Below are 20,483 nucleotides of genomic sequence, written 5' to 3' on the forward strand. Positions count from 1 at the left end.
TCCTAAATTTTATAATTTTGATTGCGAAATAATAGCGACATAAAGTAAATGATAAATAAATGATAATGGTTATTAATTTCTATTAATCTACTAAATTTACCATTTTTAAATAGATAAATTTAAATAAATTTAAAAAGAGAATTTTAAATTTAAATTATAATAATATGTTACATATTTACACATATTTATAAAAATTTTACCAAATTTAAAATAAATTTTGTCAAATTCAAAAAATTACTGATATAATGTAATCTTAAATAATTCTACAATAAAGGTTAATAAATGGCAAATCCAAATATTCCTGTTGATAAACAGACAAATGCTGTTCAAATCATCGGTCTTTTTGGCGGTATTTTGGCAGCTATGCTTGTTTATTACATTATGCCAAGCAATGCTGGTGAGATAGCCACCGCAGCTGCAAATGGTAAAACTCTAAATGTTAATGCTCTTCCCATAGTAGCTGCTGTTGCGGTTCTTATGGGTATATGGTGGATGACTGAAGCAATAGCCCTACTAGCTACGGCTTTACTTCCTATGGTTTTATTCCCTATTCTTGGCGTGGATACATTTAAAAATGCCGCTACTCCATACGCTAGTGATACTATATATCTATTTATGGGTGGCTTCGTTCTAGCCCTTGCTATGCAAAAATGGAATCTCCACACTCGCATAGCCCTTGGGATTGTCCTTCTTGTAGGCACTAGTCCTAGAAGGCTTGTAGCTGGATTTATGATAGCTACTGGCTTTATGTCTATGTGGGTTAGCAATACCGCAACTGCGGTTATGATGCTACCAGTTGGCCTATCTGTGCTTCATCTAGTTAGCAAATTAACTGGCAAAGATAATGAGCTAAAGCAAGTCGATACAAATCATATGGATGAAATCAGTCGTCAAGGCACTCAAGGCGGATTTGCAAGTGCCGTTATCCATAAAGGCAAAGATGTAGTAAGCGAAATCAAAGATAAAACCAAAGCCTACACCTCAAATTTCGGCATCGCTCTAATGCTTGGTATCGCATATGCTGCTTCTGTAGGCTCTCTTGGGACTATCATTGGGACCCCGCCAAATGCACTTTTAGTAGCTCATATGAAAAATGAATTTGGTATTGAGATTGGATTTGGTGAGTGGATGTTAATGGGCGTTCCGCTATCGATTGTTATGCTAATTGCTTGTTGGGCACTTTTAGTTTATGTGCTATTTAAGCCTGAAATTAGTGAAATTCCAGGTGGCAAAGAGGTTATTCATAATGAGTATAAAAAGCTAGGTTCAATGAGTAGAGCTGAGTGGCTAGTGGGTGGCGTGTTTGTTTTAGCGGCACTTTGTTGGATATTCCTTGGATTTATCTTTAAACACTATGGAATCAAGGTCGCTAGCTTAGATTCAGTTATTGCGATGAGCGTTGCTGTGTTGTTATTTATAATTCCAGCAAATTCAAATGGCGAAAGACTAATTGATTGGGATACGGCTAAAAAACTCCCATGGGATATTCTAATCTTATTTGGTGGCGGTCTTGCACTTTCAGCTCAATTTAGCAAAACTGGCTTATCACTATGGATAGGACACCAAGTATCAGCACTTGGATTTATGCCAATTATACTTATTATATTGATTGTAACTGCTCTAGTAATATTCCTAACAGAGATCACATCAAATACAGCTACCGCAGCCGCATTCTTACCAGTTATAGCTGGGGTGGCAATTGGCTTAGGATATGAGGGTCAAAATATAATGATATTTACAATTCCTGTAGCTCTTGCGGCAACTTGTGCGTTTATGCTACCAGTTGCCACTCCGCCAAATGCTATTGCTTATGGCTCTGGATATGTAAAAATCAATAATATGATTAAAGCTGGTTTATGGCTAAATATCATTGGTATATTCTTAATCACGCTAACAGTCATATTCCTTACAACTGCAGTATTTAAAATAAGCTTATAAAACCTTAGCTAGGCAATTTCGCCTAGCTAATCCATTCGCAACTTACTATTTTAAAAATTAATAAATTTAGAAATTTAATAAAATTATTTTAATTTTAATATTAAATAAAAAGATAATATGGTATAATTAAACATTATATAAATAATATCAATTATAAGAAATAATATATAAAGAGATTTAGATATGAAGTTTTTGCTTTGTATTTTTTCATTTGTTTTGATGGTTTTTGCTAAGTGCCAACCAATGCTAAATTCAAATATAAATATAAATATTGCAGATTTTAGCCAAGATAAAATCTCATATAGCGATGGTAAAAACCTATATCTAATGGATAAAAATTATAAAATCACATCCACTATAGAGGCAAAATCAGATAAAATCAATATAATTAAATTTCATAATTCAAATCTCATAGCTGGATTAGATAGCGGATATGCTATACAAATCAACCCAAAAGGCGATAAGCAAATTTTATTAGATCCAGTAAAGACAAAAATCATAGATGGCATAACTTCTATAAATATCATAAAAGATAAGATAATATTTACTCTTAGCACCAAATATATAGTAATATACGATACGATAAATAGCATATATAAAAAATCAAATTTAAATCTAAATTCCAAAATCACAAATACACATATAATCAATAATATACTCTACATAACCACTTTTAATAGAAATCTTTATGAATTAAATCTAGATAACTTTAAATTAAATAAAATTTCACAAATGCCAAATATCCCAACTGCCATTAGCAGCATAGATGATGAGATAATAATTGGATTAATCGATGGCAAAATAATATACAAAAATCAAATTTATCAAATTTCAAACAACCAAATAAGCAAAATAAAAATATACAAAAATACTATTTATATTAGCGATTGGAGTTCAAATCTATATATTTATGATTTAAATCTAAATTTAAAAAATAGCATAAAAGTTGGCAATGATGCAATTTTGGATATGTTTATTGATAAAAATAGCCAAATAATTTTATGGAATTCTGCTATTTTTTCTTGTAATTTTGGTATTGAGTAATTGATACAAATTTTATAAAAGGAGAGTTTTATGTATAGTTTTATCAAAAAGCCACTACTCTTTAGTGCTGGCTTATGCTTAAGCCTATCTAGCCTTTTTGGTGCTAGCGAGCTTGAAACTATCATGAAAGAGCGTAACTTAAGCGAAAAAGATGTCTTAGCTGCGGCTAAAACCTATCAACCAAGCGGTCGTAAAGATGAGTATATCGTCTTTAGTTCTGGCGGTCAAAGCGGTCAAGTAATCGTCTATGGCGTTCCATCGATGAGAATTTACAAATACATAGGTGTATTTACTCCCGAGCCGTGGCAAGGCTATGGCTATGATAGTGAGAGTAAGGCGATATTAAAAAGCGGTGCTATAAGGGGTAAGGAGATAAGCTGGGGCGATACTCACCACCCAAATTTCACCGAAAAAAATGGCGAATATGTGGGGGATTATCTATTTATCAATGATAAAGCCAATCCAAGAACGGCTGTAATCAACCTTAGCGACTTTGAAACTACTCAAATTGTGGTAAATCCAATTATGAAAAGCGAACACGGCGGTAGCTTTGTAACCCCAAATACCGAGTATATCATCGAAGCTAGTCAATACGCAGCTCCGCTAGATAATAACTACCACCCAATTGAAGAGTATGAATCTGTCTATAGAGGGGCAATTACATTTTGGAAATTTGATTATCCAAAAGGCAAAATAGATGAGAAAGCCTCATTCTCACTAGAACTCCCTCCATATATGCAAGATCTAAGTGATGCTGGTAAAGGCGAGTCTATGGGTTGGGCATTTACAAATAGCTTTAACTCAGAGATGTATACTGGTGGGATAGAAAAGGGTCTTCCACCATTTGAAGCTGGTATGAGTAGAAATGATACTGATTATTTGCATATGTATAACTGGCAAATTTTAGAAAAATTAGCAAAAGATCCTAAAAACTACAAGATAATCAATAACCACAAAGTTATCCCTATTAGCGTAGCTGTGGCTAATAACGCTCTATTTTTGATCCCTGAGCCAAAATCCCCACACGGCGTAGATGTTAGCCCAGATGGTAGATATATCCTAGTAGGTGGTAAGCTAGATACCCACGCTAGTGTCTATGACTTTAAAAAGATAAAAGCATTAATAGATAAAAAGGAATTTGCAAGTAAAGATCCATTTGGAATTCCAATCCTAGATATGCAAAAATCCCTTCACGGACAAGTAGAGTTAGGTCTTGGGCCACTTCACAACGCTTTTGATGCTAAAGATGGAGTGGTTTATACCTCGCTATATGTAGATAGTCAAATCGTAAAATGGGATTACAAAAATTTAAAAACCCTAGATAGAGTAAATGTCCATTATAATATAGGCCACCTTGATACTATGGAGGGTAAATCAGCTAAACCTATTGGCAAATATGCCCTAGCACTTGATAAACTCTCAATTGATAGATTTAATCCTGTTGGCCCACTTCATCCACAAAATCATCAGCTTATAGATATAACTGGGGCAAAAATGGAGCTTATCTATGATATGCCTATACCTTTAGGTGAGCCTCACGATGTTGTCTCAATCAGTGCTAGTAAGTTAAAACCAGCCATGACATACAAAATGGGAACCAACTCAAGAACAGGCCAGCAATCAGTGGGTATGACTCTAGCTGGTCAAGAGAGGGTTGAGAGAAATGGCAAAAATGTAACCGTATATGCAACTTTAGTAAGAAGCCACATAAATCCAGAGCATATAGAGGTAAATAAAGATGATAATGTAACTATCTATCTAACCAACCTTGAAAGAGCCCAAGATGAGACTCACGGCTTTGCTATAGATCTATACAATGTCCATGCCTCAATTGAGCCTGGCAAGACTGCTAGTGTAAATTTCATAGCTGATATGGAGGGTGTATTCCCTTATTATTGTACTGAGTTTTGCTCTGCTTTACACCTTGAGATGATGGGGTATCTATATGTCAAAGATCCAAAGAAAAAGTATGAAGCCATCAAACAAGCTAAATTAAAAGAGCTTAGCCCAGCCCAGCTACAAGCTGAGTATAATAAGGTTATTGCTACAAACAAGGCTACAGATGATGTTATCCAAAGTGTTGTTAAATTTCTAAAAGAGAAACACTTTGAGAAGTATCCAAAAGTCAAACAACTTGTCGAAGATGCCCTAGATCAATATGGCAAAATCCCTGAAGTTAAAGCAAAAGCCGATGAAGCCTACAAAAAAGGCGATATAAATGGTGCTATCCTTTGGGAGTATCAAGTATGGCAATATATGGTTAAAACTGCCGATGTTGGCTTAAGAGCTAAAAATAATCTGACAAAAGCACTAGCTACGCCTATGACTGCCGTGCAAGCTCGCGGGGAAGAGGCGTATCTAAAAGGCGGATGTAATGGCTGCCATGTAATCGGTCAAGTAAGCTCAGGTCCAGATCTAACTGGAGTTTTACTAAGACATGAAAATGCCGAAAAATGGGTATTTGAATTCATTAAAGATCCAGCTAGTAAATATGAAGAGGATTATGTAAAAGCTATGATTAACTTCTTTAATCTAAGAATGCCAAATCAACATATGAGCGATCAAGAGATCAAAGATATTATAGAGTATCTAAAATGGATTGATGAGAACGCTGGGTTGTATTAAAATAAATGGGGCGGAGATTTCCGCCTCGCTGATTAAATTTAATATCCGCCCAAATGGACTGATATTAAATTTAATTAAAGGATAAAGATGAAAAAATACCAACTCTACACTTTACTGGCTTTGATTTTAATGACTATAGGATTTACTATTCCTGTTATTGCATATCATGGGGTAGCTAATAAGATTAAAAATAACGCACAAATCCCAAGCTATGTATATCCAATATACAATCTTTATACAAAAATTCAATACAAAAATCATCTAATGGCACCAGAAGTTAGAGATAATCTAGCTAAAATGATTGAGACAAGGGCTGAAATCGGAGTGCCAAGTCTGCCTGTTTGGTATGTCTCACTTGAGGCTCCAAACTACCCTAAAGAGGCCTTTCCAGATGGAATTCCAGTATATTTTCATGTAGATGGCTATAGTGGTGATGTCCATGAGATGAATACCATAAATCACTATATCGGAATGTATCCTATGGAGTATGGCGGCAATGTAGAAAGAGCCATCGCACCATACTATTTGCTTATTGCTACAATCTTTATGCTTTTATATCTTTATTATAACGGCAAGGGAAATTCACTTTTATTAATCCCTACGATTATAGCGCCTATTTTATTTATGAGTGCATTTGTAGGGTGGCTATACTGGTATGGACACAATATGCAAGAGTGGGGTGCATTTAAAATAAAGCCATTTATGCCAACAGCTCTAGGCGATGGTAAAGTGGCTCAATTTACCACCCATTCATATCCAGCCATAGGCTTTTGGGTGATGATTGCTATGAGTATTTTATCTATTTTGGCGATATTTTCTAAAAATAAACACCTTAAGGAAAATGCGTGAGAAAACTCTGCTTAATTGCCCTAATATCTAGCTATATTTTTGCCAATGAGCTTCAAAATGCTATAGATAGCGCAAATAGCGGTGATATAATAGAGCTTGGTAGTGGAATTTACAGTGGCAATATCACTATAAATAAGCCAATAACCATTGATGGCAAAGATAGAAGTGCCATTATAAAAGGCAATGGCACAGGCGATGTGATAAAGATAAATAGCTCTGGCGTAAGGCTTTTAAATTTAACCATCGAAAATAGCGGAAACTCTCATAATACCATTGATTCAGCCATAAGCTGCGATGGAGCAAGTAGAGTTGAAATCATCAATAACACTATTCAAAACTCACTTTTTGGGGTAAATTTCAAGCAGTGTAATGACTCTAAGATAGTTAATAATTTTATCACTTCAAAGCCTATTGATTTAGGTCTTAGGGGAGATGGAATTCGCCTATGGTATAGCCATGATAATATAGTAGAAAACAACCATCTACACAAGAGCCGAGATATGGTAGTATGGTACTCTAGTAATAACCAAATTCGCAAAAACTATGGAGAATATGGTAGATACTCACTTCACTTTATGTATGCTGGTAAAAATTTGGTCGAAGATAATATTTTTAAATACAACTCCGTTGGTATATTTTTTATGTTCTCTTCTGGGACAACTGCTAGGAGAAATCAAATTCTAAGCTCTACTGGAGCTTTTGGGGTAGGTATTGGTATGAAAGATACAAGTGATTTTATCATTGAAAATAACACTCTAGCCTACAACGCTAGGGGATTATACCTTGACCAATCCCCATTTCAGCCAGGCACCACAAATATATATGAAAATAATAAGATATTATATAACACAATTGGAGTTCAATTTCACGCTACCTTACACAAAAGCATATTTAATCACAATAATTTCATAGGAAATATGGAAGTAGCCATTAATGATACCCCTGGGTCAAAAATAGATATAAATGATTGGAGCCAAAATTATTTTGATGACTATGCTGGATTTGATAGAGATAAAGATGGAATTGGCGATATAGAGTATAAGAATTTTACCTATCTTGACTCACTATGGCAATACTATCCAAATTTAAGACTATTTTATGGAAGTGCAATTATGAGTATATTAAATTTCATCTCTAAACTCGCCCCATTTTCTGAGCCACAACTCTTAATAACAGACCCAAACCCAAAAATGGAGCCATATCATGAATAGGAGAGAATTTAGCATTTTTAGCCTTATTACGCTTGGGGGTGCCATTGGTGGTGGGATAGTGATAAATAAATTTTATAAGCCAAAGCTCCATCTTAGACCGCCAGGAAGTGCTAAAAATTTCGAGTCTTTATGTATCAAATGCGGTCAATGCGTCCAAGTCTGCCCATATCATAGTATAAATTTACTTGGCTTTGATGATGGGATAAATCTAGCCACAGCCTACATAGACCCAAGCAAAAGAGGGTGCTATCTATGCGATCTCTTCCCTTGCGTTCTAGCCTGTCCTAGCGGGGCATTAGATCACAATATAAATTCAATCAAAGATGTCAAAATGGGAGTTGCCATCATCAAAGATATGCAAAAATGCTACGCAACCCTAGATAAAAGCGTAAGCAAAAGCGATGTTAGCACCTTGCTAAAGCGTAAAACCTACAATCAAAGAGAGAATGAAGCTAAAAAAATTATAGAAGATAATATCTCTAAAACCTGCCATCTATGCATCAGCTCATGCCCAGTTCAAGGTGCTATAAGCCTTGTAAAAATCAGCGATAAACCAGCTATAAAAATAGAGCCAAATTGCGTTGGATGTGGCGTTTGCCAAGAAGTCTGCTTTGCTAATGTAATAGAAATTTTACCAAATAAAAGCTATAAGGATATATATGGAGATTAAAATGCAAAAATCAATTATACTACTACTTAGTGCTATGATATTTTTAGGGTGTCAAAACGAGCAAAATCCTAAAAATCAACCACAAGAGCAAAGTACAACCTCAATCACAATCAAAAAAGGAGATAAAACTGCTCAAAACAGAGCTGATAATTGGGTAGTCTATGATATAGATGGGGCTAAAAATATCAAATTTGGAGTTGGTGAATCAAACCAAACTACCAAATCAATTGGTGCCATTGCTCTTACTAGAGCCCCGCTGCAAAGCATTAATAAAGCTCTATTAAAAGGGCAATTGAGTAAGAATTTTATCACCAAATGCTCAGCTTGTCATGATGATTATGCTAATGGAATTATCGGGCCATCTTTGCTAGATAAATCAAACGAGCAAATATATAATATGATAATTGCTTATCGCACCAAAACCAAGACAAATATCCTAATGAGCGACCTTGTAAAAGCCATGAGCGATAAAGAGATAAAGGATATTGCTAATGAGATTAGTGAATTTAATAAACAATTTAGGAGTCAAAAATGAATTTAGGCAAAATTTTAGCCCTATTATTAAGCTGTTTAATTGTAATTTTAATGCTTTTTATGGCTTTTAGCTCTGATAATTTACAAACACAAGAGATGGTAGCAACCACCTCAAAGCAAACGCAAAATATTTTTAGCTCAAAAAGTGAATTTCAAACAAACGATGAGTTAAATAAGATTAAAGAGCTCAAACAAAGCGTATCAATCAGCAGTGATGGCGTAAGCAAAATATACTTACAAAGCTGTGCTCCATGCCACGCTAAAGATGGCTCTGGAATTATCGCCCCATCAATAATCGGAAAGAGCAAGGCTGAAATTTTAGCTAGATTAAATGAGTATAAATCTGGAAATATACCAAATAGCTTGATGAAAGGACTTTTAGATAATGTCAGCGATGAAAATTTAACAATTTTAGCTGAAGAAATATCTAAATTTAAATAGCATTATGGATAAATATAAAAGCCGTCAAACCATCGCTAATGCTGGTTTTTTCTCTACCTTTATAACCATTACAAAAAGTGGTAAAAAGCGTCCTAGTATAAGATTTTATAGATATTGCTCTATGGTGCTAATCCATCTTTTATTTGTGCTATCATTTATAGCAGATATTCAGATAATTGAAGGCGATATTACTGGGTCTAGAATGGTAGGATTTCATCTAGCTGATCCATTTATCACCGCTCAAATCACGCTTAGTAGGGGCGAACTGCCGATAAATTTACTCATTGGTGCTTTTACAATTTTGGCATTTTATATATTTTTTGCTGGGCGTGCCTTTTGCTCTTGGGTCTGCCCGTATAACTTTTTTAGCGAATTTGCTGAGAGATTAAATGCTAAATTAATTAGCAAAAAGATAATTAAAAAAAGAGAATTTGATACAAAAATCAGATATATATTTTTGCTATTTTTTGCTATTTTAAGCCTTGTTAGTGGGTATTTGATATTTGAAATTTTCAATGTTGTAGGTATAGTATCAAGATTTATAATCTATGGCTATAGTGCTGCTATATGGTGGGTGATTTTAGTATTTTTGGCCGAAGTATTCTTTAGTAGGAGATTTTGGTGTAGATATATCTGCCCTATTGGAACTCTATACTCATTGCTATCTAGATTTAGAGCTATAAAAGTCAGCTGGGATAAAAATAGATGCGATCACTGTGCTGTATGCATGGATGTCTGTATCACTCCAAAAGTTCTAGAGATCACAAAAGCTAAAAATATAGATAAGCCAAATGATAAATTTAGCATAGTAAGTGGAGATTGCACCATGTGCGGTAGGTGCATTGATGTATGCCATCAAGATGCTTTAAGCTATGATAATATGCTAAAAAAACTTTTATAAGGATTTAATATTGATAAAAATAGAAAATATTACTAAAAAATTTGGCTCTCAAATCATATTAAATAATATAAATTTAAATATCCAAGATAGCCAAAAACTCCTAATAATGGGGCAAAATGGAGCTGGTAAATCCACCTTGATGAAGGTAATTTTAGGCGAAATAATCTGTGATAATGGCTCTATATCCATAGATGGCATTGACCCAATCAAAGATAGAAAAAACGCCCTAAAATATCTAAGCTTCGTCCCACAAACCCCGCCACCACTTAGACTTAGCGTAAGCGATTTGTGCCACTACTGCGTTAGCTCAACAAAAGCTAACTTAAATGATATAATATCATATTTAAAAGAGCTAGATTTAGAGTATAAAAAAGAGTATAAAAAGCCATTTTATAAGCTATCAGGCGGTATGAAACAAAAGGTATTAATAGCTCTAGCACTAGCAAGAGAGTCAAAAACTATAATGTTTGATGAGCCAACTGCTAATCTCGACCCTAAGGCTAGAGAAAAATTTATGGATATTTTAAATTCCAAATTTCAATCCCATACGCTAATTTTCATCTCTCACAGAGTAAGCGAAGTTAAGGGTATAGTAAATCGCATTGTAGAGATGGATTTAGGCAATATAATTAAAGATAATAAGGCAAATAATGAGTAATTTAATCTTAATAGCAAAAATTGATATAAAAGAGACCTTCGCTTCAAAATGGTTTTTATTTTATTTAATTACGTTTGCTGGGCTTATTGCGATATTTTTTGTTACAGGTGTTGTAGATAGTAGAGTTGCTGGATTTAGCGGTCTTACTAGAATGCTATTGCTATTTATACAAATTTGTATAATAATTTTACCAATATTCATTCTCATCACAACCGTGCGAAGTATAAATTCCAATAGAGAAGTTGGAGCATTAGAGTATCTACTTAGCTTTCCAATTTCGCTTAAAGAATACTATTTTGGCAAGGCTTTGGGTAGGGCTTTTACTATATTTTTACCCATACTCTTAGCTCTTATATTATCACTTTTTATAGCGATATTTAAGGATACTGCCATACCTTGGGGGCTATTTTTTTACTATACTTTACTGCTTTTAGTATTATCTTTTGTATTTTTATCATTTGGATTTTTAATCTCAAGTATTATTAAAAATAGTGAGCTTGGGCTTGGATTTTCATTCTTATTTTGGCTATTTTTATTGGCATTTTTAGACCTAGCATTAATAGGCATAATGATGCAAAGCTTAGTAAATGAAAACATCATCTACGCCATATCACTAGCTAACCCCATACAGATATTTAGGATAGCGGCCATTAGCTTATTTGATCCAAATTTAGCCGTGATTGGGCCTGCTGCTTATTTTATTTTAGATGGTTTTGGTAGGGTTAATTTTTTGATATATTCAGCGGTGTATCCAACTTTACTTGGTATAATATGCCTAGTAGCTGGGTATATATCATTTTCTAGGAGAGATTTAGTATGAGAAGGCTAATATTTTTAGCTCTTTGTGTGTGCGTTGGCTTTAGCCAAAATCTAAAAAATAGCCAATTTTTTAAAGATGTAAATTCAACCTGCCCTATTAAATTTATAGATGTCTTTAAATATCCTGATTGGATAGCAGCAGTTGAATACAAAAATGGCAAAAAAGTGCTTTTTAGCTCGGCTAAACAGATGTTTTACTATATTTATACTAGTAAGCCAAAGGAGGTAGTCCCCCTTAAAAAGCTATATGTTACTGATTACAAAACCAAGGAGCTAATAGAGGCAACTGATGCGTTTTATGTATTTGGTAGTCGTATAGTAAGCTTTAGCGGTGATGACCTTATACCATTTAGAAGTTATGATGATGCTAAGGAATTTGCTGATAAAACTTCAGCTAGTAGGATTTTTGAATTTAGCAAAATTAATAAAAAATTGATTGATTACTTAAATTAAGGTCTAAAAATGAAAAAAATTTTATATATTTTAATTGCAATTATCGCTGGTGGCTTACTTGCTTTTTTAATGAATCTTCCAAGTGATAATACACAAAAAATATCAGACCAATCAAATATAACTTGTGATTTAAACACTCAAAACTGCTCCATAGAGCATAATGGAGATCAAATTAGCTTCTCATTTTATCCAAGACCACTTGAGGCTATGGTGCCACTTACGCTAAAAGTAGATGGATTAAAGCATAATTATAAAAATTTAAATGCTCGAATTTATGGGCTAAATATGGATATGGGAACGATAAAGGCAAATTTAGAAAATAGAGGTAGTCTCTACATAGGCTCAGTGGTGCTAAGCTCATGCGTAGTTGAAGTTATGAATTATAGATTGGAGTTATATGATGGGGATAAGCAACTTGGAATTTATATAGATTTTAATCTTAAAATCTGATTTTAACCTAATAGACCAAATAGCCATTTGGCTATTTGACTAAATTAATCAACCTTAAAAAATGTATCCAAATGTATATTTTCAAAAGCCGCTTGCAAACTCACAAATAGCTTTGGATTTTGCTTTTCAAGGGATGCTAAAAGCTCTTTAGTCTCAGCTCTAGCGTGTGGCATTTTGACATCAAATCTCATAGCCGGACAAGCCTCATCGCCAATTACTTTAAGCTCATTTCTAATAGCATTATCACGCAATTGACGCTCACGCACATTAATAAGCGGTCTTATAACCACTAAGCCATTTTTAGCCGTGTATTTTGGCGCTAAGGTTCTTAATGCTCCATTATATGTAAAATTCATAAAAAAGCTCTCAACCGCATCATCTAAATGATGACCAATAGCAAGCTTATTAAACCCATTAGCCAAAGCATAAGTATATAGATACCCACGCCTCATACGACTAAAAAAGCTACAAAAGCTTGAGTTTTTACGAATTTTATCCTTGCTAATTTCAAATATAGAGCTATCAATCACACTATGCTTAATCCCATGATCCTCGCAATGCCTAGTAAGATAGTCGTAATTCTCACCCATTCCATAGCTAAGGGTTACTGCTTGGAATTCAAATTTATCTGGTGTAACATTTTGAAAATGCTTAAGAATGTGAGCTAAGCTTAAACTATCTTTACCACCGCTTAAACCTAGCAAAATTCTATCGCCCTTTTCAAACATTTTATACTTAGCATTAGTTTGACCGACTTGTCTAATTAGCTTTTTGCTTAATTCTATCATATATTTTTTACCATTTCTAAGACAAATTTAGCAGATTTATCAGCAGCTTCTATTAGAAATTTATCAAAGTCAATCTCCGCTTTGCCACCAGCTTCATCGCTAATAGCCCTAAGCATGCAAAATCCAACCCCAAGAGCAGCACAAACCTGAGCTACACTAGCTCCTTCCATCTCTACTGCGTCAGCTTGAAAGGTTGATTTTATCCACTCTTTTTTATCATCATTACAGATAAATTGATCCCCAGTAGCCACCACCCCACTAAGCAAATTCACACCCAAAGAGTCAGCTACCTTTTTAGCGACATCATTTAGCATATCATCGCTATTTTCAAAAATATTAATCCCAGGCACATACCCATGCGGATGACCAAAAGCCGTTATATCCAAATCATGCTGAGCGGTGCTGGTGGTATAGAGCATATCCCCTATTTTTAAATTCTCATTTAAAGCCCCAGCCACACCGGTAAATATCAGCTTCTCACAGCCAAATTTCTCTATCAAAATAGCAGCAGTTAAGGCCGCATTTACTTTGCCAATTTTAGAGTAGGCTATCACGAGATCATGACCAAAATAATTAACTTTATAAAATAGATTTTTAGCATAATCAATCTTATCATATTCGCCAACTGCTCCTAGCAAAAGCTCGATCTCCTCGCTCATAGCTCCAAGTATGGCAATCTTCATCTTAAAGCCTCTAAAGTTTCCTTAAGTGAGCTTAAATTCGTAATGCTGTATGTTGGTTTATCGCAGATTTTTTTATTCATTCCCTTTAGCACACTCGCACCAAATTCAATAAAACAATCAACGCTATTAGCATAATTTTCAACACTATTTTGATATAGCACTGGACTAACTAATTGTAGCTTTAATAGCTCTAAGGCCTCTTTTTTAGTAGAGTAGATCTTAGCAGTTACATTTGAAACCACCGGCGAAAACTCATCACTCAATAGACCCTCTAGCTCATTAGCAAGCTTAATGCTAGCATTTTGAAGAAGTGGGCAATGGCTTGCTACGCTCATATCAAGCAGCATAGCTCTCTTAGCCCCAGCAGATTTAAACTCACCCGCACTTAACTCAAGATCACTTCTAATACCAGCTACCACGATTTGACCATCGCAATTGTAGTTTGCTGGCCAAATTTGTCTATTGCTATTTTTACAAATCTCTTCTACTTTTTCATTGCTAAGACCTAGCACAACCATCATTCCAGCACCAATGCCTAAACAATCTTGCATCATAAATTTACCACGCAAATTTACCAATTTAATAACTTCAAGTGGCTTAATAGCGCCACTTACGCTAAGAGCGCTAAACTCACCCAAAGAGTGACCAAAGCTAATTTGTGCTTGTAAATCCAAGCTATGTTTAAGTGCTTCAAAGCACATTAGCGAATTTAGCACGATAGCTGGTTGAGTAAATTCAGACTGACCTAGCTTATCATTTTCTTCAAATAACAGTGATTTAAAATCAATATCACAATACTCACTAGCACTATCTAATAGCTCTTTAGCAGCCTTAAACTCGCCATATATCTCTTGCCCCATACCAACGCTTTGTGAGCCTTGACCTGGAAAAATAAACCCAACTCTCATATCAAACTCTTAGTGGTGTTTGCCGCAGCAGCCGCCACCATTTTCATCGTGGTGAGCACCATTACAACACTCATCGCTATCATCGTGATGATGGCTACCACAGCCACCGCCATGACTACCGCAACCACCATGGCTATGGTGATGTCCATGTCCATGATCATGACCACCGCAACCACACACATGAGGCATAGCTACAACGCCTGTTAGCTCCTCATCAGCATCAGCGTCCCTATTTTCTGTAATTTGAACATTAAATTCCAAATCCCTACCAGCATATGGGTGGTTAAAATCCACAGTAACATCATTTTCGCCAATGGCTTTGACGCTTACTCTAACAGTGCTGCCATCTTCACCCTCGCCAAAAAGCTCCATACCGACTTTTAAATCAATACCAGCAAACTGCTCTTTAGGCAAGGTTTGAAGAGCGTTTTCATCATACTCGCCCACACCCTCACTAGCTAGGATTTTAATAGTAGCCTTCTGGCCTACGCTTAAATTTATAACTCCGCTTTCTAAAGCTTCTAAAACTTGGTTTTTACCACTTACAAAAGCGATCTCTTGACCGCCGATATTTGACTCTAAAATCTCGCCACTACTAGCATCTTTAAGCTCGTAAAACATCTTTATAACTTTTGACATAACTCTCTCCTAAAATTTATTTTCTATCAGGTGCCGTCTTAGCTTCTTGGCTATCTGGGTATGCTTGTTTTAGTGCTTTATAAAATTTATTAGCACTTTTGGTATCCCCTATCTTATCAAAACTAATAGCCGTATGATATAAAAGCTTTGGCATATAATTGCCCTTTTGGCTTATCGCAACACTCTTTTCATAATATGGTATGGCAGATTTGTAATCTTTATTAAAATATGAAATCTCCCCAAGCATAAAATTTGAATAAGCTGGTTTATAGTTCTTTTTAATCAAATGCTCAAAGCACTCACTAGCCTTTAAATACTCTTTAGATTTATAGGCTTTATCTGCCATAGCAAGCACTTCAGCCCCAGGCATATCATCTAGTTTAAGACTATCTGATCTCTTTTCTTTAGTATCACTCTTTTTATCATTAGACTCTGAATTTGTAGATTTAGCATCTGTGGTTTCAACACTCTTACTACTAATAAGAGAAGTTAGCTCACTAAGTGCTGTTGTGATCTTTTTAATATCTTTATCTTGTTGGGCTTGATTTGCCTTAATCTGTGATTTTAAATTTGCAATATCTTTAGTGCTTGTAGTCTTTTGTAAATTTAGATTATTTTCTAACTCATTTACCCTAGTCTCTATAGCCAAAATTCTCTTATTTATACCATCTAAAAGACTCTTAACGCCCTCAATATTCTCTTGGACTAATGATACATCAGATTGCATAGAGCCGATATTTTGGTCTAGTCTATCTACTTTTTTTTTATTATTTAGCAAGACTTTTTCATTCTCAGTAAGACCATATGGATTCTCTTTATTTATATTACCTGCATCAAATACTGAAACTTCAGCAAACATAGAAGTTGCAGCCACAATGGCTGCAAAATAAAATATTTTTTTCATATATTGATTTTAAATTATGGAAGCAATCTAAATTCATCACGACGATTTTGAGCATCGCAATCTTTTGTTTTGTCAGTACATACAGGTTTGCTCTCGCCATTACTTGTGATTTCGATTCTATCAGCTGCTATACCTTGAGCTATTAGAGCATCTTTTCCAGCTTTTGCTCTTTTTACACCTAGAGCATAGTTATACTCATCGCTACCCCATTCATCGCAGTTGCCTTCTATCATGATTTTAAAATTACCAGCTTGATTAAATATAGAAGCGTTTTGATTAATTCTACTTTGCATATCTGGGCGGATATTAAATTTATCGAAATCAAAATATACATTTTGAACTTGAGCTTGTAGCGAGTTTAATCTCTCAGCATCGCTCATAGCGCCTTGTTGGCCAGCCTTATTTGCATCTGCACTCATATCTACCTCTGGAGATTTTGAGCTACAACCAGCCATAAATAGAGCCGCAGCAACAGTCGAAACTAAAACTAACTTTTTCATTTTATTCCTTTTATTGAAAATTTGGGCTATATTATATCATAATTATTTGGAATTTAAGATATAAAATAATGGTTTTTACCAATCAATTGATTGAAGCTTTCCAATTCTTAATGGAAACTGAAAACTACGATTTTCATTAACTCTTATAATCCCAACTGCACTACTAACCCCTAGGCTTTTGATAAAAATAATACTCCCCCCATCGCTAGAAAATCTAGGATATGTATTTACTCCGCCAGCAGTAAGCTGTCTTACATAGTCACTTTTAGTAGAGATTAAATAGAGATTAAATGTTTTTTGAGCATACTCATTAATACTTTCTCGACTAGAATAGACTACATAGTTTTCAAAAGTGCTAATTGAGTTGTTATTCTTGCCATGAAATACCATCTGTTCAACCGCCCCACCATCTATACTAGTAGCAAATATGTTAGGATACCCCAATCTATCACTTACAAATACCACTTTTGTATCATTATCTACAAAATTACCATTGACATCAATTCCGCTAAATGTGGTAATTCTTTTTAAATTTTTGCTTATAATATCATATAGATATATGTCACTTTGGTCATTTGGAGCCATGGTTAGAAGGAGTTTAGTGCCATCTTGGCTAACATCGCTTGCTACTATCATTCCGCCACTTTGAAGAATTTTGCTCTTGTTGTTGCTTTTTAGATCAAATTTATATAAGGTTGGGACTGATTTGATATATGAAGTGTAGTAGAATGCACTTTGGTCTTTATTGGCCCATTTAGGAAATATATTTAATCCGCCGCTTACTACGACTTTTTGATATGTAAGCGTGTAATCAGCAACCACAATATTACTCTTTCCAGGGGCTGTGTATTGAGAGAATATTATGGATTTATCCATCCAATCTATAGGTGGTAAATTTAAATTTCTAGCCATATCAACCATACTTTTGTGTGCTAAAAATACAAATTTATCAGCACTTTGGGTATATTCACTGCTAAAATGTTCCTTATTTGTCTTTACATTAAGGACTTTAAGCTTTAAATTTACCCTATCTCCTAGCTGTGTCAAAGCATATCTATATATAAGATCAGCTCTCTCATCAGCACTTATTATCGCACTATCATCAAATTTGCTAGTATAATACCTATCAGATACCTCAAATGCCGATCCAACCTTTAAATCACCAACAACAAGCTTAAAAAATTTATCTTGCATTGCTCTATTAGCAAAATCAGTTGTAGCATCTTGGACTATAATCTTAGGTAGCACAAGCCCCTTATTTACTACATCTATGGTAGCATCTGCAGCGGATAATCCCAAGCAGATAATTAACAACAAAAATAGCTTTTTCACTCTAACTCCGTTTCTATTTGATCAATTAAATTTACATTTATCACTATGCTGTTTTTACTAGGCGGGATTGGAAATTCCAAATCCTTTAGGCGTTCTAAATACTCTCGCACCTTACTATTAAAAGCACTATTTAGTGAATACTCATCGATACTATAGCTTAATTTTCCAAATTCATCTATAATGACTTTTACTTTTGCTTGATTATTTGTATCGGCTCTATATGCAATCCATCTGCTTTGGATAATCTCAACTATATCTCCCATATATTTATTATACACCCCTGTCATAGATGATTTTGGAGCTTTAGTATTTATATCTTTTTGTAAAGAAGCGATAATATCAGCTGCGGTTTTTAAATTTGTTTCTAAATCGCTTTTAGCATTACTTTGGATAGCTTGGGTTGTATTTGGTGTAATTTCTATAGGTGCAGCTTGGCTAAAAAGATCGCTGAAATTTAAATTTGGCTTATCTGGCTCTGGGGGTGGGAGATCTTTATTTGTTGTTTTTTGTGCTATTTGTGTAGGAGATTGCATCTCATCTTCTACTTTTTTCTCATCTATTTTTTTATCTTTTTGCTCTGGCGATACTATATTTTGAGCTAAATTTGTATCAACTACATAAACATCCATAAAAGCATCTAAATCATTTGTATATTTTATACTCTCTTCATATCTACTAAGCTTGAAAAATATAAAAAATATAATAAAAAGATATAAAACTACTGAAAGCCAAAAAGCAGTTGTAGTATTATATGAGATACCAAATTTACTACTCATCAGCCATTTGTCTCTAAAGCAACCTTAGAAAAACCTGCATTTTTCATACTCTTTAAAACAAACATCACATCATCATAAATTAGTCTCTTATCAGCCTTGATATATACTGGAGAATTTTTATCATATTTTTTAGATATTAAGATTAGATTATCGCCTAACTCATTTAAAGACATTTTAGACTGATCTATATATACCTGTCTTTGGTGATCTATTCTAACTGTTAAGCTCTTAATCTCTTGAGATAGTGCTTTAGACTTTGAGCCATCTGGTAAAGTAATTTGCTCTTCATAGATAATAGCTGGAGTTGTAACCATCAAAATAGCTAACAAAACCAGCATAATATCAACCAAAGGTGTTATATTTAGCTCTGGATTTTCATCAAAATTTATCATCTATTTACTACTAAGCAATAAATTTGATTCTCTTTGAATAAGGCTTATTAGCTCATAAGCTTTACGCTTTATTAAGAGATTAAAACTATAAGCAGGAATCGCTACAAAAATTCCACAACCAGTAGCGACAAGAGCTTCAGAAATTGCTGGTGCAATCACAGATAAAGAGGCCGAGCCTCCACCTTGACCAAGTGCTGCAAATGTCTCTAGTATGCTAATAACCGTTCCAAACAAACCAATAAATGGCGAGGTAGATGCTATTATAGATAGAGTTGTTAAGCCGCTAGTAGAATTGGTTTGAGCTAATGAGATAAAAACCTCTAAACGCTCTTTACTTAAATTGTCTTGCGAACACTTGTTTAAAGATGAGTCAGTAGTCTCAAGCCTTTTGCCAAGCAAGATAGCTTCTAAAGCTTGTTTTTCTCTCTTAATCCAGTTATTAAGGCCACTATATCGTGAGAATAAAATTGTAAAACTAATAATAAAATATAGCGACAACCATGAAAGGACAATGATTGTCACTAAACTACTTTTAGATAGATAACTTATAAAAAGCTCTATAGATTCCACTTATCTAACCCTTGCAGAGTTCTCTATCTTAGCCAATGCAGTAGCTAAAATTCCATTACTATCATGCATTTTTCTAACAAGATTTTTAGCATTTTCTATAGATTTGGCAATATCGCTCTCACTATTACCGCTTACATACACAGCACCATCAACCAAAATAGTAATTTTATTCTTATCAATCTTAGCATAACCCCAATCAATAGCAACGGCATCATGACTTCCATCTAAATTCTCAATATCCACTACTCCAATTTGAAGTAGTGAAACTAAAGAAGCATGACCTGGCAAAACACCAAATTCACCATCGCTACCAGGAAGGACTACCATTTTAGCATCATTAGAAAATATTAGCCCTTCTGGGGTGACTATTTCTAAATGTATTGTATTCATATAGCTTC

General features: G+C 34.4%; 24 protein-coding genes. 13 read left to right on the forward strand and 11 right to left on the reverse strand.

Annotation, left to right across the window (positions count from 1 at the left end; genetic code table 11):
- Positions 1-282 precede the first annotated feature (282 nt).
- The 13 genes from CSUIS_RS06420 (at position 283) to CSUIS_RS06480 (ending at position 12,593) form a co-directional block, all read left to right on the forward strand.
- Positions 283-1,938, forward strand: a complete 1,656-nt coding sequence (locus tag CSUIS_RS06420; RefSeq protein WP_086298041.1) for an SLC13 family permease — start codon at positions 283-285, stop codon at positions 1,936-1,938.
- Between the two features lie 183 nt (positions 1,939-2,121).
- A complete protein-coding gene (locus CSUIS_RS06425) occupies positions 2,122-2,982 on the forward strand; it encodes a hypothetical protein (RefSeq protein ID WP_086237918.1) in 861 nt (286 codons plus the stop codon).
- 30 nt (positions 2,983-3,012) lie between these two features.
- A complete protein-coding gene (gene nosZ, locus CSUIS_RS06430; RefSeq protein ID WP_086237917.1) occupies positions 3,013-5,607 on the forward strand; it encodes a Sec-dependent nitrous-oxide reductase in 2,595 nt (864 codons plus the stop codon).
- Positions 5,608-5,694: 87 nt separating this feature from the next.
- Entirely contained in the window at positions 5,695-6,456 is a 762-nt protein-coding gene (locus CSUIS_RS06435) for a cytochrome C (protein WP_086237916.1), read from the forward strand.
- On the forward strand, positions 6,453-7,667 hold the full coding sequence (locus tag CSUIS_RS06440) for a nitrous oxide reductase family maturation protein NosD (RefSeq protein ID WP_086298044.1): 1,215 nt from the start codon (positions 6,453-6,455) through the stop codon (positions 7,665-7,667). The genes CSUIS_RS06435 and CSUIS_RS06440 overlap by 4 nt, the downstream gene beginning before the upstream one ends.
- On the forward strand, positions 7,660-8,337 hold the full coding sequence (locus CSUIS_RS06445) for a 4Fe-4S dicluster domain-containing protein (protein ID WP_086298047.1): 678 nt from the start codon (positions 7,660-7,662) through the stop codon (positions 8,335-8,337). Before CSUIS_RS06440 ends, CSUIS_RS06445 begins: the two co-directional genes overlap by 8 nt.
- Entirely contained in the window at positions 8,327-8,872 is a 546-nt protein-coding gene (locus CSUIS_RS06450; protein WP_236845305.1) for a c-type cytochrome, read from the forward strand. Before CSUIS_RS06445 ends, CSUIS_RS06450 begins: the two co-directional genes overlap by 11 nt.
- Positions 8,869-9,312 carry a c-type cytochrome gene (locus CSUIS_RS06455; RefSeq protein ID WP_086237913.1) on the forward strand — a complete coding sequence of 148 codons (444 nt, stop codon included), beginning with the start codon at positions 8,869-8,871 and terminating at the stop codon, positions 9,310-9,312. The genes CSUIS_RS06450 and CSUIS_RS06455 overlap by 4 nt, the downstream gene beginning before the upstream one ends.
- A gap of 4 nt (positions 9,313-9,316) precedes the next feature.
- The gene (locus CSUIS_RS06460) at positions 9,317-10,213 is read left to right on the forward strand and encodes a NapH/MauN family ferredoxin-type protein (RefSeq protein ID WP_086237912.1); all 897 of its coding nucleotides are present in this window, start codon (positions 9,317-9,319) and stop codon (positions 10,211-10,213) included.
- A gap of 10 nt (positions 10,214-10,223) precedes the next feature.
- Positions 10,224-10,871 (forward strand): ATP-binding cassette domain-containing protein, encoded by a 648-nt coding sequence (locus tag CSUIS_RS06465; protein WP_086237911.1) that lies wholly within the window; start codon positions 10,224-10,226, stop codon positions 10,869-10,871.
- Entirely contained in the window at positions 10,864-11,691 is an 828-nt protein-coding gene (locus CSUIS_RS06470) for an ABC transporter permease subunit (RefSeq protein ID WP_086237910.1), read from the forward strand. Before CSUIS_RS06465 ends, CSUIS_RS06470 begins: the two co-directional genes overlap by 8 nt.
- The gene (locus tag CSUIS_RS06475) at positions 11,688-12,143 is read left to right on the forward strand and encodes a nitrous oxide reductase accessory protein NosL (RefSeq protein ID WP_086237909.1); all 456 of its coding nucleotides are present in this window, start codon (positions 11,688-11,690) and stop codon (positions 12,141-12,143) included. The genes CSUIS_RS06470 and CSUIS_RS06475 overlap by 4 nt, the downstream gene beginning before the upstream one ends.
- Before the next feature lie 69 nt (positions 12,144-12,212).
- The gene (locus tag CSUIS_RS06480) at positions 12,213-12,593 is read left to right on the forward strand and encodes a hypothetical protein (protein ID WP_152023649.1); all 381 of its coding nucleotides are present in this window, start codon (positions 12,213-12,215) and stop codon (positions 12,591-12,593) included.
- Between the two features lie 44 nt (positions 12,594-12,637).
- Here the strand turns inward: CSUIS_RS06480 and CSUIS_RS06485 are convergent, their stop codons facing one another.
- From CSUIS_RS06485 to atpC, 11 genes are all read right to left on the reverse strand, one after another.
- A complete protein-coding gene (locus tag CSUIS_RS06485; protein WP_086237907.1) occupies positions 12,638-13,381 on the reverse strand; it encodes a tRNA 2-thiocytidine biosynthesis TtcA family protein in 744 nt (247 codons plus the stop codon).
- The gene (locus tag CSUIS_RS06490) at positions 13,378-14,064 is read right to left on the reverse strand and encodes a 5'-methylthioadenosine/adenosylhomocysteine nucleosidase (protein WP_086242554.1); all 687 of its coding nucleotides are present in this window, start codon (positions 14,062-14,064) and stop codon (positions 13,378-13,380) included. The genes CSUIS_RS06485 and CSUIS_RS06490 overlap by 4 nt, the downstream gene beginning before the upstream one ends.
- Positions 14,061-14,972, reverse strand: a complete 912-nt coding sequence (fabD, locus tag CSUIS_RS06495) for an ACP S-malonyltransferase (protein ID WP_086298050.1) — start codon at positions 14,970-14,972, stop codon at positions 14,061-14,063. Before fabD ends, CSUIS_RS06490 begins: the two co-directional genes overlap by 4 nt.
- Positions 14,973-14,981: 9 nt before the next feature.
- Positions 14,982-15,611: an FKBP-type peptidyl-prolyl cis-trans isomerase gene (locus tag CSUIS_RS06500; protein WP_086237904.1), complete on the reverse strand. Its 630-nt coding sequence runs from the start codon at positions 15,609-15,611 to the stop codon at positions 14,982-14,984.
- Between the two features lie 16 nt (positions 15,612-15,627).
- A complete protein-coding gene (locus tag CSUIS_RS06505) occupies positions 15,628-16,515 on the reverse strand; it encodes a tetratricopeptide repeat protein (protein ID WP_086237903.1) in 888 nt (295 codons plus the stop codon).
- Between the two features lie 14 nt (positions 16,516-16,529).
- Complete coding sequence (locus tag CSUIS_RS06510) at positions 16,530-17,015, reverse strand: OmpA family protein (RefSeq protein WP_086237902.1); 486 nt, start codon at positions 17,013-17,015, stop codon at positions 16,530-16,532.
- A gap of 75 nt (positions 17,016-17,090) precedes the next feature.
- Positions 17,091-18,347, reverse strand: coding sequence for a Tol-Pal system protein TolB (gene tolB / locus CSUIS_RS06515; protein ID WP_086298055.1), 1,257 nt, complete (start codon positions 18,345-18,347; stop codon positions 17,091-17,093).
- Positions 18,344-19,123 carry a TonB C-terminal domain-containing protein gene (locus CSUIS_RS06520; protein ID WP_086298058.1) on the reverse strand — a complete coding sequence of 260 codons (780 nt, stop codon included), beginning with the start codon at positions 19,121-19,123 and terminating at the stop codon, positions 18,344-18,346. Before CSUIS_RS06520 ends, tolB begins: the two co-directional genes overlap by 4 nt.
- A complete protein-coding gene (locus tag CSUIS_RS06525) occupies positions 19,123-19,515 on the reverse strand; it encodes a biopolymer transporter ExbD (protein ID WP_086237899.1) in 393 nt (130 codons plus the stop codon). Before CSUIS_RS06525 ends, CSUIS_RS06520 begins: the two co-directional genes overlap by 1 nt.
- On the reverse strand, positions 19,516-20,085 hold the full coding sequence (locus CSUIS_RS06530; protein WP_086237898.1) for a MotA/TolQ/ExbB proton channel family protein: 570 nt from the start codon (positions 20,083-20,085) through the stop codon (positions 19,516-19,518).
- The gene (atpC, locus tag CSUIS_RS06535; protein ID WP_086237897.1) at positions 20,086-20,475 is read right to left on the reverse strand and encodes an ATP synthase F1 subunit epsilon; all 390 of its coding nucleotides are present in this window, start codon (positions 20,473-20,475) and stop codon (positions 20,086-20,088) included. It abuts the gene before it with no gap.
- Positions 20,476-20,483: the final 8 nt, after the last annotated feature.

The sequence above is a fragment of the Campylobacter porcelli genome (assembly GCF_002139855.1).
In the GTDB taxonomy this organism is placed as follows: Bacteria; Campylobacterota; Campylobacteria; order Campylobacterales; family Campylobacteraceae; genus Campylobacter; species Campylobacter porcelli.

Excerpts from the sequence above, each read along its gene's own strand:
- CSUIS_RS06420 (WP_086298041.1), top strand. The coding sequence starts at position 283 with ATGGCAAATCCAAATATTCCTGTTGATAAACAGACAAATGCTGTTCAA.
- CSUIS_RS06425 (WP_086237918.1), top strand. The coding sequence starts at position 2,122 with ATGAAGTTTTTGCTTTGTATTTTTTCATTTGTTTTGATGGTTTTTGCT.
- nosZ (WP_086237917.1), top strand. The coding sequence starts at position 3,013 with ATGTATAGTTTTATCAAAAAGCCACTACTCTTTAGTGCTGGCTTATGC.
- CSUIS_RS06435 (WP_086237916.1), top strand. The coding sequence starts at position 5,695 with ATGAAAAAATACCAACTCTACACTTTACTGGCTTTGATTTTAATGACT.
- CSUIS_RS06445 (WP_086298047.1), top strand. The coding sequence starts at position 7,660 with ATGAATAGGAGAGAATTTAGCATTTTTAGCCTTATTACGCTTGGGGGT.
- CSUIS_RS06450 (WP_236845305.1), top strand. The coding sequence starts at position 8,327 with ATGGAGATTAAAATGCAAAAATCAATTATACTACTACTTAGTGCTATG.
- CSUIS_RS06455 (WP_086237913.1), top strand. The coding sequence starts at position 8,869 with ATGAATTTAGGCAAAATTTTAGCCCTATTATTAAGCTGTTTAATTGTA.
- CSUIS_RS06460 (WP_086237912.1), top strand. The coding sequence starts at position 9,317 with ATGGATAAATATAAAAGCCGTCAAACCATCGCTAATGCTGGTTTTTTC.
- CSUIS_RS06470 (WP_086237910.1), top strand. The coding sequence starts at position 10,864 with ATGAGTAATTTAATCTTAATAGCAAAAATTGATATAAAAGAGACCTTC.
- CSUIS_RS06475 (WP_086237909.1), top strand. The coding sequence starts at position 11,688 with ATGAGAAGGCTAATATTTTTAGCTCTTTGTGTGTGCGTTGGCTTTAGC.
- CSUIS_RS06480 (WP_152023649.1), top strand. The coding sequence starts at position 12,213 with ATGAATCTTCCAAGTGATAATACACAAAAAATATCAGACCAATCAAAT.
- CSUIS_RS06485 (WP_086237907.1), bottom strand. The coding sequence starts at position 13,381 with ATGATAGAATTAAGCAAAAAGCTAATTAGACAAGTCGGTCAAACTAAT.
- CSUIS_RS06490 (WP_086242554.1), bottom strand. The coding sequence starts at position 14,064 with ATGAAGATTGCCATACTTGGAGCTATGAGCGAGGAGATCGAGCTTTTG.
- fabD (WP_086298050.1), bottom strand. The coding sequence starts at position 14,972 with ATGAGAGTTGGGTTTATTTTTCCAGGTCAAGGCTCACAAAGCGTTGGT.
- CSUIS_RS06500 (WP_086237904.1), bottom strand. The coding sequence starts at position 15,611 with ATGTCAAAAGTTATAAAGATGTTTTACGAGCTTAAAGATGCTAGTAGT.
- CSUIS_RS06505 (WP_086237903.1), bottom strand. The coding sequence starts at position 16,515 with ATGAAAAAAATATTTTATTTTGCAGCCATTGTGGCTGCAACTTCTATG.
- CSUIS_RS06510 (WP_086237902.1), bottom strand. The coding sequence starts at position 17,015 with ATGAAAAAGTTAGTTTTAGTTTCGACTGTTGCTGCGGCTCTATTTATG.
- CSUIS_RS06520 (WP_086298058.1), bottom strand. The coding sequence starts at position 19,123 with ATGAGTAGTAAATTTGGTATCTCATATAATACTACAACTGCTTTTTGG.
- CSUIS_RS06525 (WP_086237899.1), bottom strand. The coding sequence starts at position 19,515 with ATGATAAATTTTGATGAAAATCCAGAGCTAAATATAACACCTTTGGTT.
- atpC (WP_086237897.1), bottom strand. The coding sequence starts at position 20,475 with ATGAATACAATACATTTAGAAATAGTCACCCCAGAAGGGCTAATATTT.